The sequence below is a fragment of the Wenzhouxiangella sp. AB-CW3 genome (genome assembly GCF_014725735.1).
Lineage (GTDB): Bacteria > Pseudomonadota > Gammaproteobacteria > Xanthomonadales > Wenzhouxiangellaceae > Wenzhouxiangella.
Genome location: NZ_CP061368.1, coordinates 667,967 through 683,136 on the forward strand (window position 1 = coordinate 667,967; position 15,170 = coordinate 683,136).

Sequence of the window (15,170 nt, forward strand, 5' to 3'; positions counted from 1 at the left end):
AGCGCCCCTCAGTCCTCCGCCGTCTCCTCGGTCGGACGTGCGGCCAACGGGTCGTTGATGGCGCTGATGATCCAGTCGCGCAGGGTGGCGGCTTCTTCGACGTCCATGCCGGTGCGGCTGGCCAGTTCCGCGGCGGTGATGGGTGTTGCCTGTCTGCTGTCGGGCAGGTAACCACAGTCGGCCAGCCACTGCTCGAGCTGTTCGGTGACATCTGATCGGAAACGGCTGATCTGTCCGTCTTTCAGGGCGTCAACAAGGTGTCCCGGGTGCCCGCCGAGTTTTTCGGCCAGTTCTACCACCCGCGGCAGGAAGGTCTCGCTGATCAAGCCGCAAGCCTGGAGTGCGGCACCGTCAACCGGTCGGGCGTGTCGCGATTGCCAGTCCTCGATCACCAGTGCGGCGCCGCGGCAGCGCAGTTCCAGAAGGCGACGCTCGGTCGGATCGAGCAGTTGGTCGTTCACGTCGGCATCCAGGTAGGCACCCAGCTCGCCGACGCGTTCAAGTTCGCCCCGCATCAGGCGCGTGGCCAGCTCCAGGCGGTCGCGCAGCAGGTGGAACAGGTGGAGCTGACCGCTGCCGGCCCATGGGTTGATGGCCCCCACACCGCATTCCCGGGCCCATTGTTCCGGGGGGGTGTCGCCAGGGTCGGGAATCGAGCGACGGCGGGTCTCGCTTTTCGGCATCCTGGTCTGCAACGCCGGCACCTGGTTGCGCCGGACCTCGGCAAGATCGATCACCAGGGGGGATGGGCCTTCGCCGGCCCAGGCCGCCCAGGCAGTGGCTTCGTCGCTTTGGGCCGTCAGGTAGAACATCTGCCGGCCGTCCCTGGCGATGTCCTGAACGGCTTCGACCACGAGCTGGTAGCGATCGGGGTCGGAAGTCGTCAGCACTTCGTCCATGAATACCGGCAGTGGTTCGCTGTCGAGCTCGGCCTGTTCGATCCAGGCCAGCCGCAGGGCAAGCAGCAGTTGCATGCGGGTCGCGGTCGATAGCTGCGGTATGGTGCGCTGGCGATCGGCTCGGGTGTCGTAGGCCTCGAAGCGTTGGCCATTGAAGTGCAGCTGGTAGCGATGACGGGTGAACTGTCCGAACCAGCGTCCGGCACGTGCCAGGGTGGCCGGTTCGTTATCGGCCTGGTGAGTAGCGCGTACATCGGCCACCAGGAGCTGCCCGGCGCGGGCCAGGAGCTGGCCATCAAGTTCCGATTCCAGGTCTTCGCGCTGACGTTCCAGTTGACCGGTCATTTGCTCCAGGTCACGGCGCTTGAGTGTCTCCTCGTGGCGGGTCTTGATCGCGGCAATGCGCTGATTGAGTTCGTCGCGGCGGGTGGCCTGCTCGGCCAGTTCGGCGCGTTGCTGTTCCAGTTGATCGCGCTCCTGGTCGCGGGCCAGTTCGAGCAGATCCGGTTCTGCCTGCAGGCGCTTCTCCAGCCGCCTGACTTCAAGGGAACTGTCGCTGCGCTGCTGCTCCAGGCTGCGCCATTTCTCGAAGTGTTCAATGCGGTGGAGCAGCGTGTCGCGTGCATCGTGTTCCAGTCCGGCCTGTTCGTAGATGGCCCGGTGCTGCCGGGTCAGTCGCTCAATGTCGGCGTCCAGCTCCTCGATGCGTCGCTGTTGCTGGCGCTGCTCATTGATCAGTTCGGACTGGGCGCGCATGCGCGGTGTCAGTCGGTGCAGTAATCCCGATAATTCACGACTGGTGTCCGTGCCTTCCGGTTTCAATCCATGCTGCTCAATCAGCTCCCGGGCCGCGGCCGCTTCATTGCGGTGTTGCTCCAGTGCCTGCTCCAGTGCGCGCCGGGCCTGGTCCAGACCGCGACCGGCCTGCTGCCAGTCGTGCAGGTACCGGCACCACAGTAGAAATCCGGTTTCCATGCGATTCTCGGGGCTCAGTCCCAGCTTCCCGGCTTCCTCTGTCAGTTGCTCGCGCGCCTTTTCCAGGTTGTCCCGTTCCTGGTTGAGCTGCTCGCGAACCTCGGTGGCCCGCTCCTGTCGGGCGTTGACCAGGCTGGCCGACTGCAGCTCCTGTTCAAGCCGCTCCAGTCGCGACTCGACCTCGCTCTCTGTCCAGCCCAGCGGAGCTTCCAGGTCGGTGGCTTCGAAGTCGGTCCTTGATCGGCCAAGCCTTCGATAGCGTTCGATGAAACGCCACAACAGGCCGGCTGGTACGCCCACGGCCAGCAGAATCAGCAGGATGAGTTCGGGTGCGGCTTCGAGTTCTCGCGGGCCAAGCACGCGCCAGGTTGCCATCAGGCCGGCCGCTCCCAGCCCTCCCCAAAGCCAGCCTTCCAGCGGCGACAGGCGGCAGAACTCCAGCCATTGGATCAGTGCCTGCCGACCACGGCGGAGGCGCTCGTCGGAATGGCCCTTGGCGGTTGCAGGAACATGGTGTCTGGCCAGCTCGCCGGACAGTGCGCGGACCTTTTCGCGCAGGTTTAGCTGGCGATCGACCAGCCGCTCGAAACGCTCGAGGCTATCGGCATCCGGCACCGGCGCATCATCGGCCGGTGTTTCGCCCAGACGACGCGCGGCCATGGCCTGGTCGCGCCGGGCCTGTTCCATGGCCGCGCGCTGCTCGTCGATACGGCTCTCGAGGCGGGCCAGTCGGTCACGTTGCGCGGCCAGGTCGGATTGCAGGGCCTCGAGCTCGTGCGGATCGGTGGTGCCGCTTTCGCTGAGTTTCGCCTCTGCGGTTTGCAGGCTGCGGTGGGCAAGATCGCGTTCCTTGCGTCTCTCTTCAAGCTGGGTTTCGACCTGGTCCAGTCGAGTCAGCTCATCGCCACGCAGTCGGTCCATACCCCCCGGATACTCCTCAATCAGGGTGTGTTCCAGCGCGGTTCGCCGGGCAATCGCTTCGGCCAGGGCGATGGCCTCTTCGCAGGCGCGCAGGCGATGGGCGGCGTCGGCAGTTTGTGCAAGGTCCTGCTGAAGCTGGCCGAGGGTGTCGAGCTCTTCGCGCAGGGACGCGTACTCATCTTCCTTGGATCGAATCTGCTGTTGCAGATCCGAATACTCGCGTGCCTTTTTCTGCGGCCGGGCCGGGGTCTCCAGCGGTGGGGTTGCCAGCAGGGCGTCTAGATCGTAGCCACCGGCAAGCATGGTGCGAACCTGGGCGGCGATATGGGCATCGGTGGTGCCCAAGTCGACCAGGCTTTCGGAACTGACCAGGTAGGCGCCAAGACTCTCGATGCCCGGCAGGCGCGGGGGTGGCGCCGGTTCATGATTCTCCAGCCAGGTCACGGCGCTGCCATGTCGTTCGCATTCCAGCGTTCTGTCGGTAGTCTTCCAGCGGCCGCGAAGATGGCAGAACTCCGGGTACTGGTCCGGGTAGAGCAAGGCACGCACGGCCCGAATCAGGCTGGATTTTCCGGAAGCATTGGGGCCGGTGATGAAGTTCACCGCGTCGGGGCCGAAGTCGATCGTGAATCCTTCCTCCAGCCCCGGCAGATGAATGATCTCGAGTTGCTCCAGCTTCATGGCCGGTCACCGCGCTGTTCAAGCAGCCGGTCCAGTGCAATCCGGCCGGCATTCAGCAACCAGCGCGCCACCGCTGCGTCGTCGAGCTTGCGTTCCAGTTGGCGAAACTCGCGCGCACCCGCCAGGGCGTCGAGCGAATCGCGACCCATCGCGATCAGACGCCGGTACTCCTCGCTGTCGGGGTCTTCCAGCGCGATCAGGCGGCGTGCCAGCAGTCCGCAGGGGTCCGACTGGCGGGCCAGCCTGGCAAGATTGACCGCGGGGGTGGTAGCGACCTCAATGCGATGGACAAAGCAGGCAATGCCCGATTCTTCCCAGGCACGCCCATCGGACTCCAGCTCGCGGGCGATTTCCTGCAGTGCGGATGTCCATTCGCTGCGGCCGGTCAGGCGCAGCCGCAGGCCCAGTGCCTGCGGCTGAAACGGCTGCTCGCAGAGTCTGGCCACCAGGGTGCGGCATTCCGCCAAAACCCTTTCACCCAGGTGTTCAGCCTGTTTCAGTTCGGTGCAGTCAATTTCCAGTGTTTCGTAGCGCAGGGGCGCCAGTGGCAGGTGGCGGGCACTGAGGCCGGAGGAGGTCGTCTCGACCAGCCACGGCCCTCTTGGGCCGATCTCCGATGCGCGCAGGGCAGTAACGGATCCCAGGTAGCCGATGGGCCGGTTCCCGTCCAGCGCATCGGGACGATGGATGTGGCCCAGCATCCAGGCATCGACCGGTGCATCCTGCAGCGCTGCAGATGACACCGGGGCATGGTGGCTGTCGGTGGCATCGCGGTCGCAATGCAGCAGGCCGATCGTGGTGACTTCGCGATCGGCTTTGTCCAGTGACTCCAGCGGACTTTTGCGAAAGCGTGGTTGCGGGAATGACCAGCCCAGTATGCTCAGGCTGCCGACCCGGGTTGTTTCCCACTGTCCACCCTGACCGAGCAGGTGCAGCTCCTCGATCTCGCCGGCCAGCCGGGGCAGTACATGGGTGTCATGGTTGCCGGCAACAGCCACTATGGGAATCCCGGCGTCGGCCAGCTGTTCAATGCCCGTCTTGAGATGACCGTAAGCGACCAGAAAGTCGCGACTGCGGTCGACAACATCTCCGGCCAGCAGGACACCGTCGACCTCGCGCTCGACTGCTTCCCTGATCGCTGCCTGCCAGGCCGCCTCCGGCCCGAGCTGACTACAACGACCGGTCAGTTCTTCGGGGAGTGCCGCGGGCGGGCGGCCGAGGTGCAGGTCACCAATGGCAAGCAGGGTGGTCATGCGTTCAGGACATTCGGGGTTCGGCGATCAACATACTGGATCGGCGATGCATGAACAAGCCACATTCAGTCTGGATTCTCGGCCGACTCGAGTGCCTCGGCAACTTCCAGCCATTCCGATTCCAGGCGCTCGAGCTCACTGCGCAAAGCGGCCTGCCGCGCCAGCAGCTCCTGAAATGCTTCCTGGCCACCGGATTCGTACAGGGCGGGGTCGGCAAGCTGCTGCTCAATGTCGTTCAATTCGTCACTGGTGCGCTCCATCAATGCACTGAGTTTGTCGACTTTGTTCCTGAGGGGCTTGATGCGCGCGCGATGCTCGGCCTGTTCGCGCTTACGATCCTTGCGCGCCGCCTTGCTGTGCTGGCCTGCGCTGTCGGATGAGGTGGCTGTGGCGGATTGGCCACGCTGCTGTTCAGCCAGCCAGCGGCGGTAGTCGTCCAGGTCGCCCTTGAACGGCGTGACCGAGCCGTGGGCGATCAGCCAGAAATCCTCGACCGTGTTTCTGAGCAGATGACGATCATGGGAGACGGTGATGACGGCACCTTCAAAGCCCTGCAGCGCCAGGGTCAGGGCATGGCGCATTTCCAGGTCCAGGTGGTTGGTGGGCTCGTCAAGCAGCAGCAGGTTGGGCCCCTGCCAGACCAGCATGGCCAGTACAAGCCGGGCCTTCTCGCCGCCGGAGAAGTGGCCGACCGGATCGGTGGCCATGTCGCCGCGAAAGTCGAAGCCACCAAGAAAGTCGCGCAGCTTCTGCTCCGGCGCTTCCGGCGCCAGGCGCTGCAGGTGCAGCAGCGGGCCGGCTTCGGCATCGAGTTGTTCGATCTGGTGCTGGGCAAAGTAGCCGGTCTTCAGGCCGCGAGCCGTGGTCATGCTGCCGGCTAGCGGTTCGAGGTCGCCGGCCAGGGCGCGGACCAGGGTGGACTTGCCTGCACCGTTGAGACCCAGCAGGCCGATCCGGTCGCCGGGCGCGAGGCTGATCGATACGCGGTCGAGCACGACGGTCGGCCCGTAACCCAGTCGGACCTCGCGCAGGTTGATCAGCGGGTTGGCCGCTCGCGGCGGCTCGGGAAAAGCGAAGTCGAAGGGTGAGTCGGCATGGGCCGGGGCGACCTGTTCCATGCGCTCGATCGCCTTGATGCGGCTCTGGGCCGCCTTGGCCTTGGTTGCCTTGGCGCGGAAGCGGTCGATGAACTTCTGCATGTGGGCGATCTGGCGCTGCTGTTTCTCGAACGTGGCCTGCTGGTTGGCCAGGCGCTCGGCGCGCTGGCGTTCGAAATCGCTGTAGCCGCCGGTGTAGCTGTTGAGCTTGCGGTTCTCGATATGAATCACCGATTCGACGACCGCATCGATGAAATCGCGGTCATGCGAGATCAGCACCAGGGTGCCGTTGTAGCGCTTGAGCCAGTCTTCCAGCCAGACCACGGTCTCCATGTCGAGGTGGTTGGTGGGTTCGTCGAGCAGCAGCAGGTCTGACGGGCTCATCAGGGCACGCGCCAGGCTCAGGCGGATGCGCCATCCGCCGGAGAAGCTGCCGACCGGGTTCTCGTGAGAATCCGCGGCAAAGCCCAGCCCGGACAGCAGGCTGCCGGCACGCGCTCGGGCCGTGTAGCCGCCGACATCGCTCAGGCGGGTGTGGGCCATCCCGATTGCTTCACCATCTCCACGGGTTTCGGCCGCCTCGGCCTCGCGCTCGACCGAGCGCAGCCGCTCATCACCATCGATGACATACTCGATGGCAGGCCGGTCCAGCTCGGTGATTTCCTGCGCCATGTGCGCCAGCGTCCAGTCCTCCGGAATGGAGACCTCGCCGGCATCCACGCTCAGCCGCCCCAGCAGCAGGTTGAACAGACTGGTCTTGCCACTGCCATTGGCGCCGATCAGCCCGACCTTGTGGCCCGGGTAGACGGTGGCCGAGGTCTCCTCGAGCAGCGGCTCGGGGCCATGGCGCAGGGTGATGCTGGATAGTTGGATCATCTTTCGAGGTCAAAGGTAAAAGGTGAAAGGTGAAGGGTGAAAGGTAAAAGGAGTGAGTACGATGCGCCATCATCCGGGAAATGGGTGGCCAAAGGCCGGATGTCCGCCTTTGGCCACCTTGCGATGAAAAAGCCGACTTGCCGCCCCGTTTTTCCGTTCACCCGTTTTCCGTTTCGGGCTTCGATTCCGGCGAAGCCATTGGATTGGGCGCCGCCGAGTCAGCTCGACTTCGGGCCTGGAGTCTGATCCCCCGCAGCCTCGTCGATCATCACCGCGATCGCGCCGTCGCCGGTGACGTTGGCCGCGGTACCGAAGCTGTCCTGGGCCATGTACAGGGCGATCATCAGGGCTACCGCACTCTCGCCGAAGCCCAGCATGGAGGTCAGCAGGGCAATGGCCGACATGACCGCGCCACCCGGCACGCCCGGTGCGGCCAGCATGACGATGCCGAGCATCAGGATGAAGGGAATCATGTCCCACAGCGTAGGCATGGCCAGGGCGTCGTGCAGCACCATTACGGCCACCGTGCAGGCGACGATGGTGATGGTGGAGCCGGCCAGGTGGGTGGTGGCACACAATGGCACGGTGAAGCTCGAGACCTCGCGCTTGACGCCGTTGTTGCGCGTCGATTGCAGCGTGACCGGAATGGTGGCGGCACTGGACATGGTGCCCAGGGCGGTGAAATAGGCCGGCAGCATGTTGCGGATCAGGCTGAGGGGCGAGCGCCCGGCCTGCAGCCCGGCGACGACGAACAGGGTCACGATCCACGCCCAGTGCAAGGCGATGGACAGCAGCAGCACGACACCGAAGGTCTGCAGCGTTTCGAACACCGTGCCGGCCGCGGCCAGCTCGGCGAACACGCCGGCGATGTAGAAGGGCAGCAGCGGAATGATCACCGCGACCAGCAGCTTGGAGATGACATCGCGGCCCTGGTCAAACAGGGTCTTGAGCTGATGCGAGTCGGTCGCCGTGATGCCCAGGCCGAATATGAAGGCGGTGGCCAGCGCGGTCATGATGCCGAACAGCGGCGGGATCTCGATCTCGAAGAAGGCTTCCAGCGCTTCGCCCTCCGGTGGCGGCGTGGCGCCCGCCCCGGAGGCCAGCATCGGCACGACCACGGCGGCGACCAGGAAGGCCAGCGTACCGGCCAGGATGGTCGACAGATAGGCCGTGCCCAGCGTTCGACCGAGCAAGACCCCCGAGTCTCTGGGCAGTCCCGCAATCCCGCTGGTGATGAAAAACAGGATCAGCAGCGGAATGGTGAAAAACAGCAACTGACCGAACAGGTCGCGGAAGGTCAGCAGCGTCTGTGTGATCCAGGCCGGGGCGAACAGGCCGATAAGAATGCCGAGGACGATGCCGGCAATCAATTTCAGAATCAGTTTCATCGAAATCTACCCGTGGTTCTGGTTGTTGTCGGTGGCCTGAACCCACGCTGGCAGCCGTCGCCAGGCCGAGCGCAGTTCAGCGCTACAGTCTCGGTGATCCGGCACCAGTTCGGCAACCCGTTGCCAGAAGGCCGGCGAGTGGTCGAGGTGCTCGGTATGCGCCAGCTCGTGCAGCAAGACGTAGCGGCAGGCCGGCGGAGAGCATAACAGGAGCCTGGCGTTGAGCGAAATATTGCCCTGGGCCGAGCAACTGCCCCAGCGGCTGCGCTGGTTGCGAATGGTGATGCGACCGATGCGGAAGCCATGCTGCTCTGCCAGTCGGCGGGTCTCGGGTACGAGCAGGTCCCGTGCCCGCGCCATCAGCCAGCGACGCAGGGCGGCACTGGCCAGTGCATCAAGCAGATTGTGATCCGGGACTTCGGGCAACAGAATCTCCAGCCGCCCGTCGTGGCGGATCAGCCGGGCTCGTGACCCGCCGGTGTTGCGATAGTGCACCGCCCATGTCTCGCCGAACGCCGAAAGCTCGACCCGCTCCGGCCGTTTGCCGCACACTGCCGTATCCAGTTCGGCACGCTGCAACTCAAGCCGCTGCTGCACCTTCTCCAGCCAGTCCGATCGCTCGGCCAACAGCCCCGGAACACGAGCATGATCAAACCCCGGCGGCACCGTCACGATCACGCCGTGGTGCGGGTCGACACGCAGCCGGACGTGCTTGGCGCGGGGGTGGGTGCGGATCTGGTGGGGGATGGGCATGGATGGAAGGTGACAGGTGACAGGTGACAGGTGACAGGTGACAGGTGGGGAAGGTCTGATCCGTTGTTGTGCGGGTGCTGGCCAATTGCATGGCCCTGCCATTGGCCACTCACCCAGATCGAGGCCGGACAACTATCCCGCCCTATTACCTGTTACCAGTCACCTGTCACCGGCTCTTAACAACAACGCGACCCAGTGGGCCGCGTTGCTCGATCATGGCGCAGGCCTTTCGGCTACCCGCCCCGTCAATTCCCCAACAGCGGGGCGATCACGAGGCTGACGATGGCCATCACGTTGATGAGGATGTTCATCGACGGGCCCGAGGTGTCCTTGAGCGGGTCACCCACGGTGTCGCCGACCACATTCGCCTTGTGGGCTTCCGAGCCCTTGCCGCCGAAGTGTCCTTCCTCGACGTGCTTCTTGGCGTTGTCCCAGGCACCGCCGGCGTTGGCCATGGTCAGCGCCAGCAGCACACAGCCCAGCAGGCCACCGCCGAGCATGCCGCCCAGCGCTTCCGGGCCCATGCCGAAGCCGACCACGACCGGGCCGAGCACGGCCAGGGCGGCGGGCAGAAGCATGCGCTTGATGGCCGAGGTGGTGGCGATGTCGACACAGCGCGCGGCATCCGGCTCGGCCTTGCCCTCTAGCAGGCCGGGGATTTCGCGGAACTGGCGACGGATTTCCTGGATCATTTCGAAGGCGGCGTTGCCGACCGCGGTCATGGTGATCGAGGAGACCAGGAAGGGGAAGATGCCGCCAATGAACATGCCGATCAGGACATCCGGGTTGGAGATGTTGAGCTGGAAGTCCGGCAGGCGGTGGCTGACCTCGGCGATGTAGGCGGTAATCAGCGTCAGCGCGGCCAGCGCGGCGGCGCCGATGGCAAAGCCCTTGCCGATGGCCGCGGTGGTGTTGCCGAGCACGTCCAGGCCGTCGGTGATCTTGCGGGTGTCCTCGCCCAGGCCGGCCATCTCGGCGATGCCGCCGGCGTTGTCGGCGACCGGACCGTAGGCGTCGATGGCCATGGTGAAGCCGACGGTGGCCAGCATGGACACGGCGGCGATGCCGACGCCGTAGAGTTCGGCCTGGCTGTTGGCGATGAAGATCATGGCGCAGATGGTCAGGATCGGAATGACCACTGACTGCATGCCCACCGACAGGCCGGAAATGATGACCGTGGCCGAGCCGGTTTCACCGGAGCGGGCGATGTCGCGCACCGGCTTGCCCGAGGTGTAGTACTCGGTCGACAGGCCAATGATCACGCCGCCGACCGAGCCGACCAGGGTGGCGAACCAGACATTGGCACCGACATCGATGGCCTGCATCAGGAAGTAGGCCAGGATGACGAAGCCGATGGAGGCGGCGAAGGTGCCGATGCGCAGTGCCACCTGCGGCGACTTGCCGGAGGCCAGACGCACGATAACAATCGCGGCTATCGAGCAGACCAGGCCCAGTGCGGCCAGCAGCAGCGGCAGGCTCATCAGGCTGGCGCCGGGAATCTCGGTGCCGGCCAGGTTGACCATGGCGCCGTCGCCGCCGGCCTGCAGCACCATCACGGTGGCCAGGGCCACGGTGGCGATCATCGCGCCACAGTAGGATTCGAACAGGTCCGAGCCCATGCCGGCCACGTCGCCGACATTGTCACCGACGTTATCGGCAATCACGCCGGGGTTGCGCGGGTCGTCTTCGGGAATGCCGGCCTCGACCTTGCCGACCAGGTCGGCGCCGACGTCGGCCGACTTGGTGAAGATGCCGCCGCCGACACGATAGAACAGTGCGACTACACCGGCACCCATGGCAAAGCCGTGGATATTGTGCGCGGTCTGCGGATCGGTGCCGAAGACCAGGTAGAGCGAACCGAGCCCGACCAGGCCCAGCGAGGCCAGCACCAGGCCCATGACCGAGCCGCCGAAGAACGAGACGGTCAGCGCCTTGTCCTGACCGAAGTCATGTGCCGCGGTGGTGGTCCGCACGTTGGCGCGGGTGGTGGCCATCATGCCGAAGAAACCGGCGGCCGCCGAGCAGATGGCCCCGACCAGGAACGAGACCGCGGTCTCGATACCCAGGTCTGACACGGCAAGCGCGACGAAAATGACCGCCACCGAAATGCCGATCAGGATCAGTTCACGCTTCATGAAGGCCATCGCGCCCTGCTGGATGAGCTTGGCAATCTGGGCGGGCTTGCCCTCCATCACCGGATACCGCATCACGATGCGGAAGATGATGAAGGCCACGATCAGGCCCACAACCCCGAGAATCGGGGGGATCATCATTTGATTCATGTTGTCTCCCACTTTATATGTATGAGTGTTTTTCTGGCTGCTTACTGTTCGAGAATCCGACTCGGCAGTGCGGTTGGTCGCACACTAACAGATTCGAAAAATCGAGTAATTGTAGCGATTCGCCAGGGAGACGTAAAATGATAGGCGGGAGGCGGGCGAGGTCAGGCGTCAGGCTGCGGTAGAACTCCCCGTCTCACCCCTCACCGGCATACACACAGCCCGAAGTGCAGGTTTCCTGGACGACGATCTGGCTCAGCCCGGGCAGGTCGGGGTGCAGGCGTTGCCAGATCCAGCGGGCGAGGTTCTCGCTGGTCGGGTTTTCCAGGCCCTCGATGTCGTTCAGGCAGTGGTGGTCGAGCTGGTCGTAGACGGGCTGGAAGGCACGCTTGAGCTCCGCGAAGTCCATGACCCAGCCCGTGTGCGGGTCAATCGGCCCTTCGACATGGACTTCGACTCGGAAGGAGTGTCCGTGCATGCGCCGGCATTTGTGGTCCGCGGGAACATTCGGCAGGAAATGCGCCGCCTCGATCTGGAAGACTTTGAACAGTTTCATGGACGCCATTGTATCGCTTCATGCCGGGTCCGAGAGGGGGTGGGGCGTGTCCTGCGACTGATTCAATTCAGCCTGTTATACTGACGCGGGCCTCGGCCCGGACACATGGGCGAGGCTGTCGGTGTCTGTTCGGGGGAGCCTTCACCGACTGCCACTAGTATTGAAGGGAGACTTGAATGGCGGATGTCGTTGTCACGCTGTCCTTGAAGCGAAAGTCCGGGATCCTGGCCGCCGCGGTATCGTCGCTGGCTCGAAACGGGCTTGAGTTCCAGACCCATCGTTTTGTCGATTCCGATGCAGGGGAAGAACTGCAGGTGGAATTGAATGCCGAGGGTGAAGTGGGGGATGTCAACGGATTGATCGAAACACTCGAGCGTATCCGCGGCGTTGACAGTGTGGTCGATATCGACTCCGACGGCCAGTCCTTGCTGCATGCTCCCGAACCGGAACCGGAACCGGAACCGGAACCGGAGCCCGAGCCCGAGCCCGAGCCCGTTGCCGATGCCTCTGACGAGGATGCCGAACAGACGGATGGACCGGGCGGCGAAACGTCCGAGCCGGCGTCTTCAGCCGGCGACGAAAAGGGCAATACGGACTCGCGCAGTCAATCAGGGCGATCGGATGATTCCGGCAAGAACCCCCGGCGACGCTCCATGATGCGTCGTCGACGGCGATTTACCTGAAGATTGGTTGAAGGCGACCAAAGTCGCAGGCATATCGGCCGTGCTCGCTGCCCGGGACCCGCTATAATTGCGCTTTTACCGCGAGCACGGAACCCAAGCGCATGAAAGTCAACGACATCGCCCCCGGCGTCAATCCGCCGGATGATTTCAACGCCATCATCGAAATCCCCCTGGATGGAACGCCCGTCAAGTACGAGGTGGACAAGGACACCGGCGCGATTCTCGTCAATCGCCTGCTCGCCACTTCCATGCGGTACCCGTGCAACTACGGTTTTGTCCCCAATACTCTGGCCGAGGATGGAGATCCGCTTGATGTGATGGTGTTGATCCGGGTGCCCCTGCTGCCCGGTTCGGTTATCCGCTGCCGGCCGATCGGTTTCCTGGAAATGAGCGACGAGGCCGGTCGCGATGTCAAGATCGCCGCACTGCCGGTCGAACAGGTCAGTCCGCTGCACGAAGACATCACCTCGGTCGACGATCTGGCCCGCTTCAGCCGCCGCCAGATCCGCCACTTCTTTACCCACTACAAGGATCTGGAATACGGCAAATGGGTCGAGGTGCTGGGCTGGCACGGTCCCGATGCCGCGCGCGAGGAAATCCTCAAGTCCATCGAGGCCTTCAAGAACAACGGTTGATCCAGCTTCACCGAGTACCGCCCGGTGTGCCGAGCGGGCCGGCATACAACAGCGCCGGCGGGTCCAGCCTGCCGCGAGCGCTGACGGTGAGGTAGGGCTCCGTGCCCCCTGCCGGCAGCGGCATGGCGCATGACCAGCCGCAGTGGGCCAGCTCAGGCTTTCCCAGCACGCTTGCCACTTCCGGGCGTGCTTCGCCGGTCGTGATGAAGCGTGACTGTTCGCCAAGACTGATTTCGACACCCTCGATGACGTCGCCGTCCATGGAGGCAGCCCAGCCGTGCAGGTGCAAGTTGCCGTCGGCCTGGATGCGGCAGCCGTCGACCCAGCCGCGCAACCCGTGGCGAAGCTCAGTCATCGAGTCCGGCACCCGGCGTCCGTCGCGGCCGATCATGTAGACATCCTGCTCGTAGGCAATCAGGCGTGGAAAGCGCCGGTAGGCCCGGTCGTGGCCGGTGGCCTGTTCCAGTGCCCGGCGCACGAAGCATTCGTTGACGAAACTGGTGCCATAGATGGTCGGGCTGAGGTCGGCATTCTCGCTGCCTTCGATATAGAGCAGGCCGGAATCGGGTAGCTCCATGTCCTCGGGCAGCAGCGCTTCGTCATGGACGGTGAAGCACAGGATGCCGTCGTCGCTGAGCAGAGCGTGCAACCGGTTCAGCCAGCGCACGAACAGCTCTTCGGGCAGGTGAGAGAACAGCGAGGCGACCCAGATCATGTCGTAGCGCTGATCGGGCTGAAAGTCTTCCGGGGCTTCGGTCGACTGCCAGGCCCGAATGCCGCAACGGTGTTGCACGTGACTGACGGCTTCCGGCATGATCTCGGCGGCCTGGATGTTGTCGTGCGGCAGGGCATGGACCAGGAAGTTGAGCAGACGGCCGTAGCCGCACGCAAAGTCGAGAAATTTCAATTGATCGCGGCCGACCGGATGATGACGGATGATCTGCTCGGCAGCATGAAATTGTTGCAGGGCAATGGCGAAGTACTGGCTAACCGACAGCCCGGCATCGCCGAGGTGCCTGAGCGAGTGGGAGAGCATCTGGCAGCGCGGGTGAAGGTCGGTGTCAATCTCGTCGACACTGACCGAACGCGGCAGTTCGCCAAGGTGGTGACGCAGGGTTGCGGCCAGTTGCGGGAGTTGGAGCTGGCGGCGGGCTTCTCGGACCAGCTCGGCAGGGATTTCCGTATTCACGACGCGGCAGGGCATCCGGTAATGACAGGCGCGGGATGATACCATTGCCGGCCCCGCCGGCACCCGCCCGGGTCGCCGGCCAGACCGTGGTGAGGAAAGACCAGTTCATGAGTGAAGCACCTGCATTCAGCGCCGAGATTCAGCGCGCCCGCGAGCTCGAATCAAACGACCCGGATGAGGCCGGACGCCTCTACATGAGCGTGCTGGAGCGAGACCCGGGCAATCTCGAAGCCAGCAACGCGCTGGAACGCCTGCACGACCCGCGCCGCTACAGCGCCTGGATGCGCATCAACTGCATGATTGACCCCAGGGACGATATTTTCCGTTTTATCGGCACCGGGCCCTACAGTCACAATCCGATTCGTGACTACCTGGCCGACGGTTGGCGTACCCTGAGCGAGCTGATGGTGGTGATGGACAAGCTCGATCGGCCATTAACCCGGGTATCCAGTTTTCTGGAGTTTGCCAGCGGTTACGGTCGTTTCACTCGGCACCTGGTCAAGGTGCTGCCGGGAAAGGTTGCCTGTTCCGACGTCATGCCGGGGGCCATGGAATTCGCCCGTGAACAGTTTGGCGTCGAGGCCTTCTATTCCTCGTTCGAGCCGGAAGAAATCGAGTTCCCGCGCCGTTACGAAGTGGTCTTCGTTCTGTCTCTGTTGACCCATCTGCCAATCGAGGTCTGGGGGCGCTGGCTGAAGGCCTGGGCCGGGGCGGTGGCGCCTGGCGGGGTGCTGATCTTCACGGTGCACAACGAGGATGTGCTGCGAAACCAGCTCGGTGTTGAGTTTGATGAGACCGGATACAGTTTCCTGCCCAGCAGCGAATCGCCGTCGCTGGAAGCCAACCAGTACGGCACCAGCCTGGCGACCGCCAGCGTCGTGGCCGAGCAGATTCGCCTGGCCTTGGGCACGGACCCGGTGCTGTGGGAGGAGTGCGCTTTCTGGGTCGGTCACGACGCCATCGCCATCCGGCCGCACGGCTGATC

The 15,170-nt window shown here is 64.2% G+C and carries 11 protein-coding genes; 3 read left to right on the forward strand and 8 right to left on the reverse strand.

Annotated features, from left to right (window positions below; genetic code table 11):
- Nucleotides 1-8 precede the first annotated feature (8 nt).
- The 7 genes from IC757_RS02880 to queD form a co-directional block, all read right to left on the reverse strand.
- Nucleotides 9-3,476, reverse strand: a complete 3,468-nt coding sequence (locus tag IC757_RS02880) for an AAA family ATPase (RefSeq protein WP_190975898.1) — start codon at nucleotides 3,474-3,476, stop codon at nucleotides 9-11.
- On the reverse strand, nucleotides 3,473-4,729 hold the full coding sequence (locus IC757_RS02885; protein ID WP_190975899.1) for an exonuclease SbcCD subunit D: 1,257 nt from the start codon (nucleotides 4,727-4,729) through the stop codon (nucleotides 3,473-3,475). Before IC757_RS02885 ends, IC757_RS02880 begins: the two co-directional genes overlap by 4 nt.
- A 65-nt stretch (nucleotides 4,730-4,794) precedes the next feature.
- Nucleotides 4,795-6,702 (reverse strand): ATP-binding cassette domain-containing protein, encoded by a 1,908-nt coding sequence (locus IC757_RS02890; RefSeq protein WP_190975900.1) that lies wholly within the window; start codon nucleotides 6,700-6,702, stop codon nucleotides 4,795-4,797.
- A 218-nt stretch (nucleotides 6,703-6,920) separates the two neighbouring features.
- Nucleotides 6,921-8,090, reverse strand: a complete 1,170-nt coding sequence (locus IC757_RS02895) for a dicarboxylate/amino acid:cation symporter (protein WP_190975901.1) — start codon at nucleotides 8,088-8,090, stop codon at nucleotides 6,921-6,923.
- A 6-nt stretch (nucleotides 8,091-8,096) separates the two neighbouring features.
- Nucleotides 8,097-8,843 carry a M48 family metallopeptidase gene (locus tag IC757_RS02900; protein WP_190975902.1) on the reverse strand — a complete coding sequence of 249 codons (747 nt, stop codon included), beginning with the start codon at nucleotides 8,841-8,843 and terminating at the stop codon, nucleotides 8,097-8,099.
- Between the two features lie 245 nt (nucleotides 8,844-9,088).
- On the reverse strand, nucleotides 9,089-11,125 hold the full coding sequence (locus tag IC757_RS02905; protein ID WP_190975903.1) for a sodium-translocating pyrophosphatase: 2,037 nt from the start codon (nucleotides 11,123-11,125) through the stop codon (nucleotides 9,089-9,091).
- A gap of 193 nt (nucleotides 11,126-11,318) precedes the next feature.
- On the reverse strand, nucleotides 11,319-11,687 hold the full coding sequence (gene queD, locus IC757_RS02910; RefSeq protein ID WP_223846230.1) for a 6-carboxytetrahydropterin synthase QueD: 369 nt from the start codon (nucleotides 11,685-11,687) through the stop codon (nucleotides 11,319-11,321).
- A gap of 167 nt (nucleotides 11,688-11,854) precedes the next feature.
- Here queD and IC757_RS02915 point away from each other — a divergent pair, with 167 nt between their 5' ends.
- Both IC757_RS02915 and ppa read left to right on the forward strand, forming a co-directional pair.
- Complete coding sequence (locus tag IC757_RS02915; protein ID WP_190975905.1) at nucleotides 11,855-12,361, forward strand: hypothetical protein; 507 nt, start codon at nucleotides 11,855-11,857, stop codon at nucleotides 12,359-12,361.
- Nucleotides 12,362-12,462: 101 nt separating this feature from the next.
- The gene (ppa, locus tag IC757_RS02920; protein ID WP_190975906.1) at nucleotides 12,463-12,996 is read left to right on the forward strand and encodes an inorganic diphosphatase; all 534 of its coding nucleotides are present in this window, start codon (nucleotides 12,463-12,465) and stop codon (nucleotides 12,994-12,996) included.
- Nucleotides 12,997-13,003: 7 nt separating this feature from the next.
- Here the strand turns inward: ppa and IC757_RS02925 are convergent, their stop codons facing one another.
- A complete protein-coding gene (locus IC757_RS02925) occupies nucleotides 13,004-14,185 on the reverse strand; it encodes a class I SAM-dependent methyltransferase (protein ID WP_190975907.1) in 1,182 nt (393 codons plus the stop codon).
- Nucleotides 14,186-14,292: 107 nt separating this feature from the next.
- Between IC757_RS02925 and IC757_RS02930 the strand changes: the two genes are divergently transcribed.
- The gene (locus tag IC757_RS02930) at nucleotides 14,293-15,168 is read left to right on the forward strand and encodes a class I SAM-dependent methyltransferase (protein WP_190975908.1); all 876 of its coding nucleotides are present in this window, start codon (nucleotides 14,293-14,295) and stop codon (nucleotides 15,166-15,168) included.
- Nucleotides 15,169-15,170: the final 2 nt, after the last annotated feature.

Excerpts from the sequence above, each read along its gene's own strand:
- IC757_RS02885 (WP_190975899.1), bottom strand. The coding sequence starts at position 4,729 with ATGACCACCCTGCTTGCCATTGGTGACCTGCACCTCGGCCGCCCGCCC.
- IC757_RS02895 (WP_190975901.1), bottom strand. The coding sequence starts at position 8,090 with ATGAAACTGATTCTGAAATTGATTGCCGGCATCGTCCTCGGCATTCTT.
- ppa (WP_190975906.1), top strand. The coding sequence starts at position 12,463 with ATGAAAGTCAACGACATCGCCCCCGGCGTCAATCCGCCGGATGATTTC.
- IC757_RS02915 (WP_190975905.1), top strand. The coding sequence starts at position 11,855 with ATGGCGGATGTCGTTGTCACGCTGTCCTTGAAGCGAAAGTCCGGGATC.
- IC757_RS02930 (WP_190975908.1), top strand. The coding sequence starts at position 14,293 with ATGAGTGAAGCACCTGCATTCAGCGCCGAGATTCAGCGCGCCCGCGAG.
- queD (WP_223846230.1), bottom strand. The coding sequence starts at position 11,687 with ATGGCGTCCATGAAACTGTTCAAAGTCTTCCAGATCGAGGCGGCGCAT.
- IC757_RS02905 (WP_190975903.1), bottom strand. The coding sequence starts at position 11,125 with ATGAATCAAATGATGATCCCCCCGATTCTCGGGGTTGTGGGCCTGATC.
- IC757_RS02900 (WP_190975902.1), bottom strand. The coding sequence starts at position 8,843 with ATGCCCATCCCCCACCAGATCCGCACCCACCCCCGCGCCAAGCACGTC.
- IC757_RS02890 (WP_190975900.1), bottom strand. The coding sequence starts at position 6,702 with ATGATCCAACTATCCAGCATCACCCTGCGCCATGGCCCCGAGCCGCTG.
- IC757_RS02880 (WP_190975898.1), bottom strand. The coding sequence starts at position 3,476 with ATGAAGCTGGAGCAACTCGAGATCATTCATCTGCCGGGGCTGGAGGAA.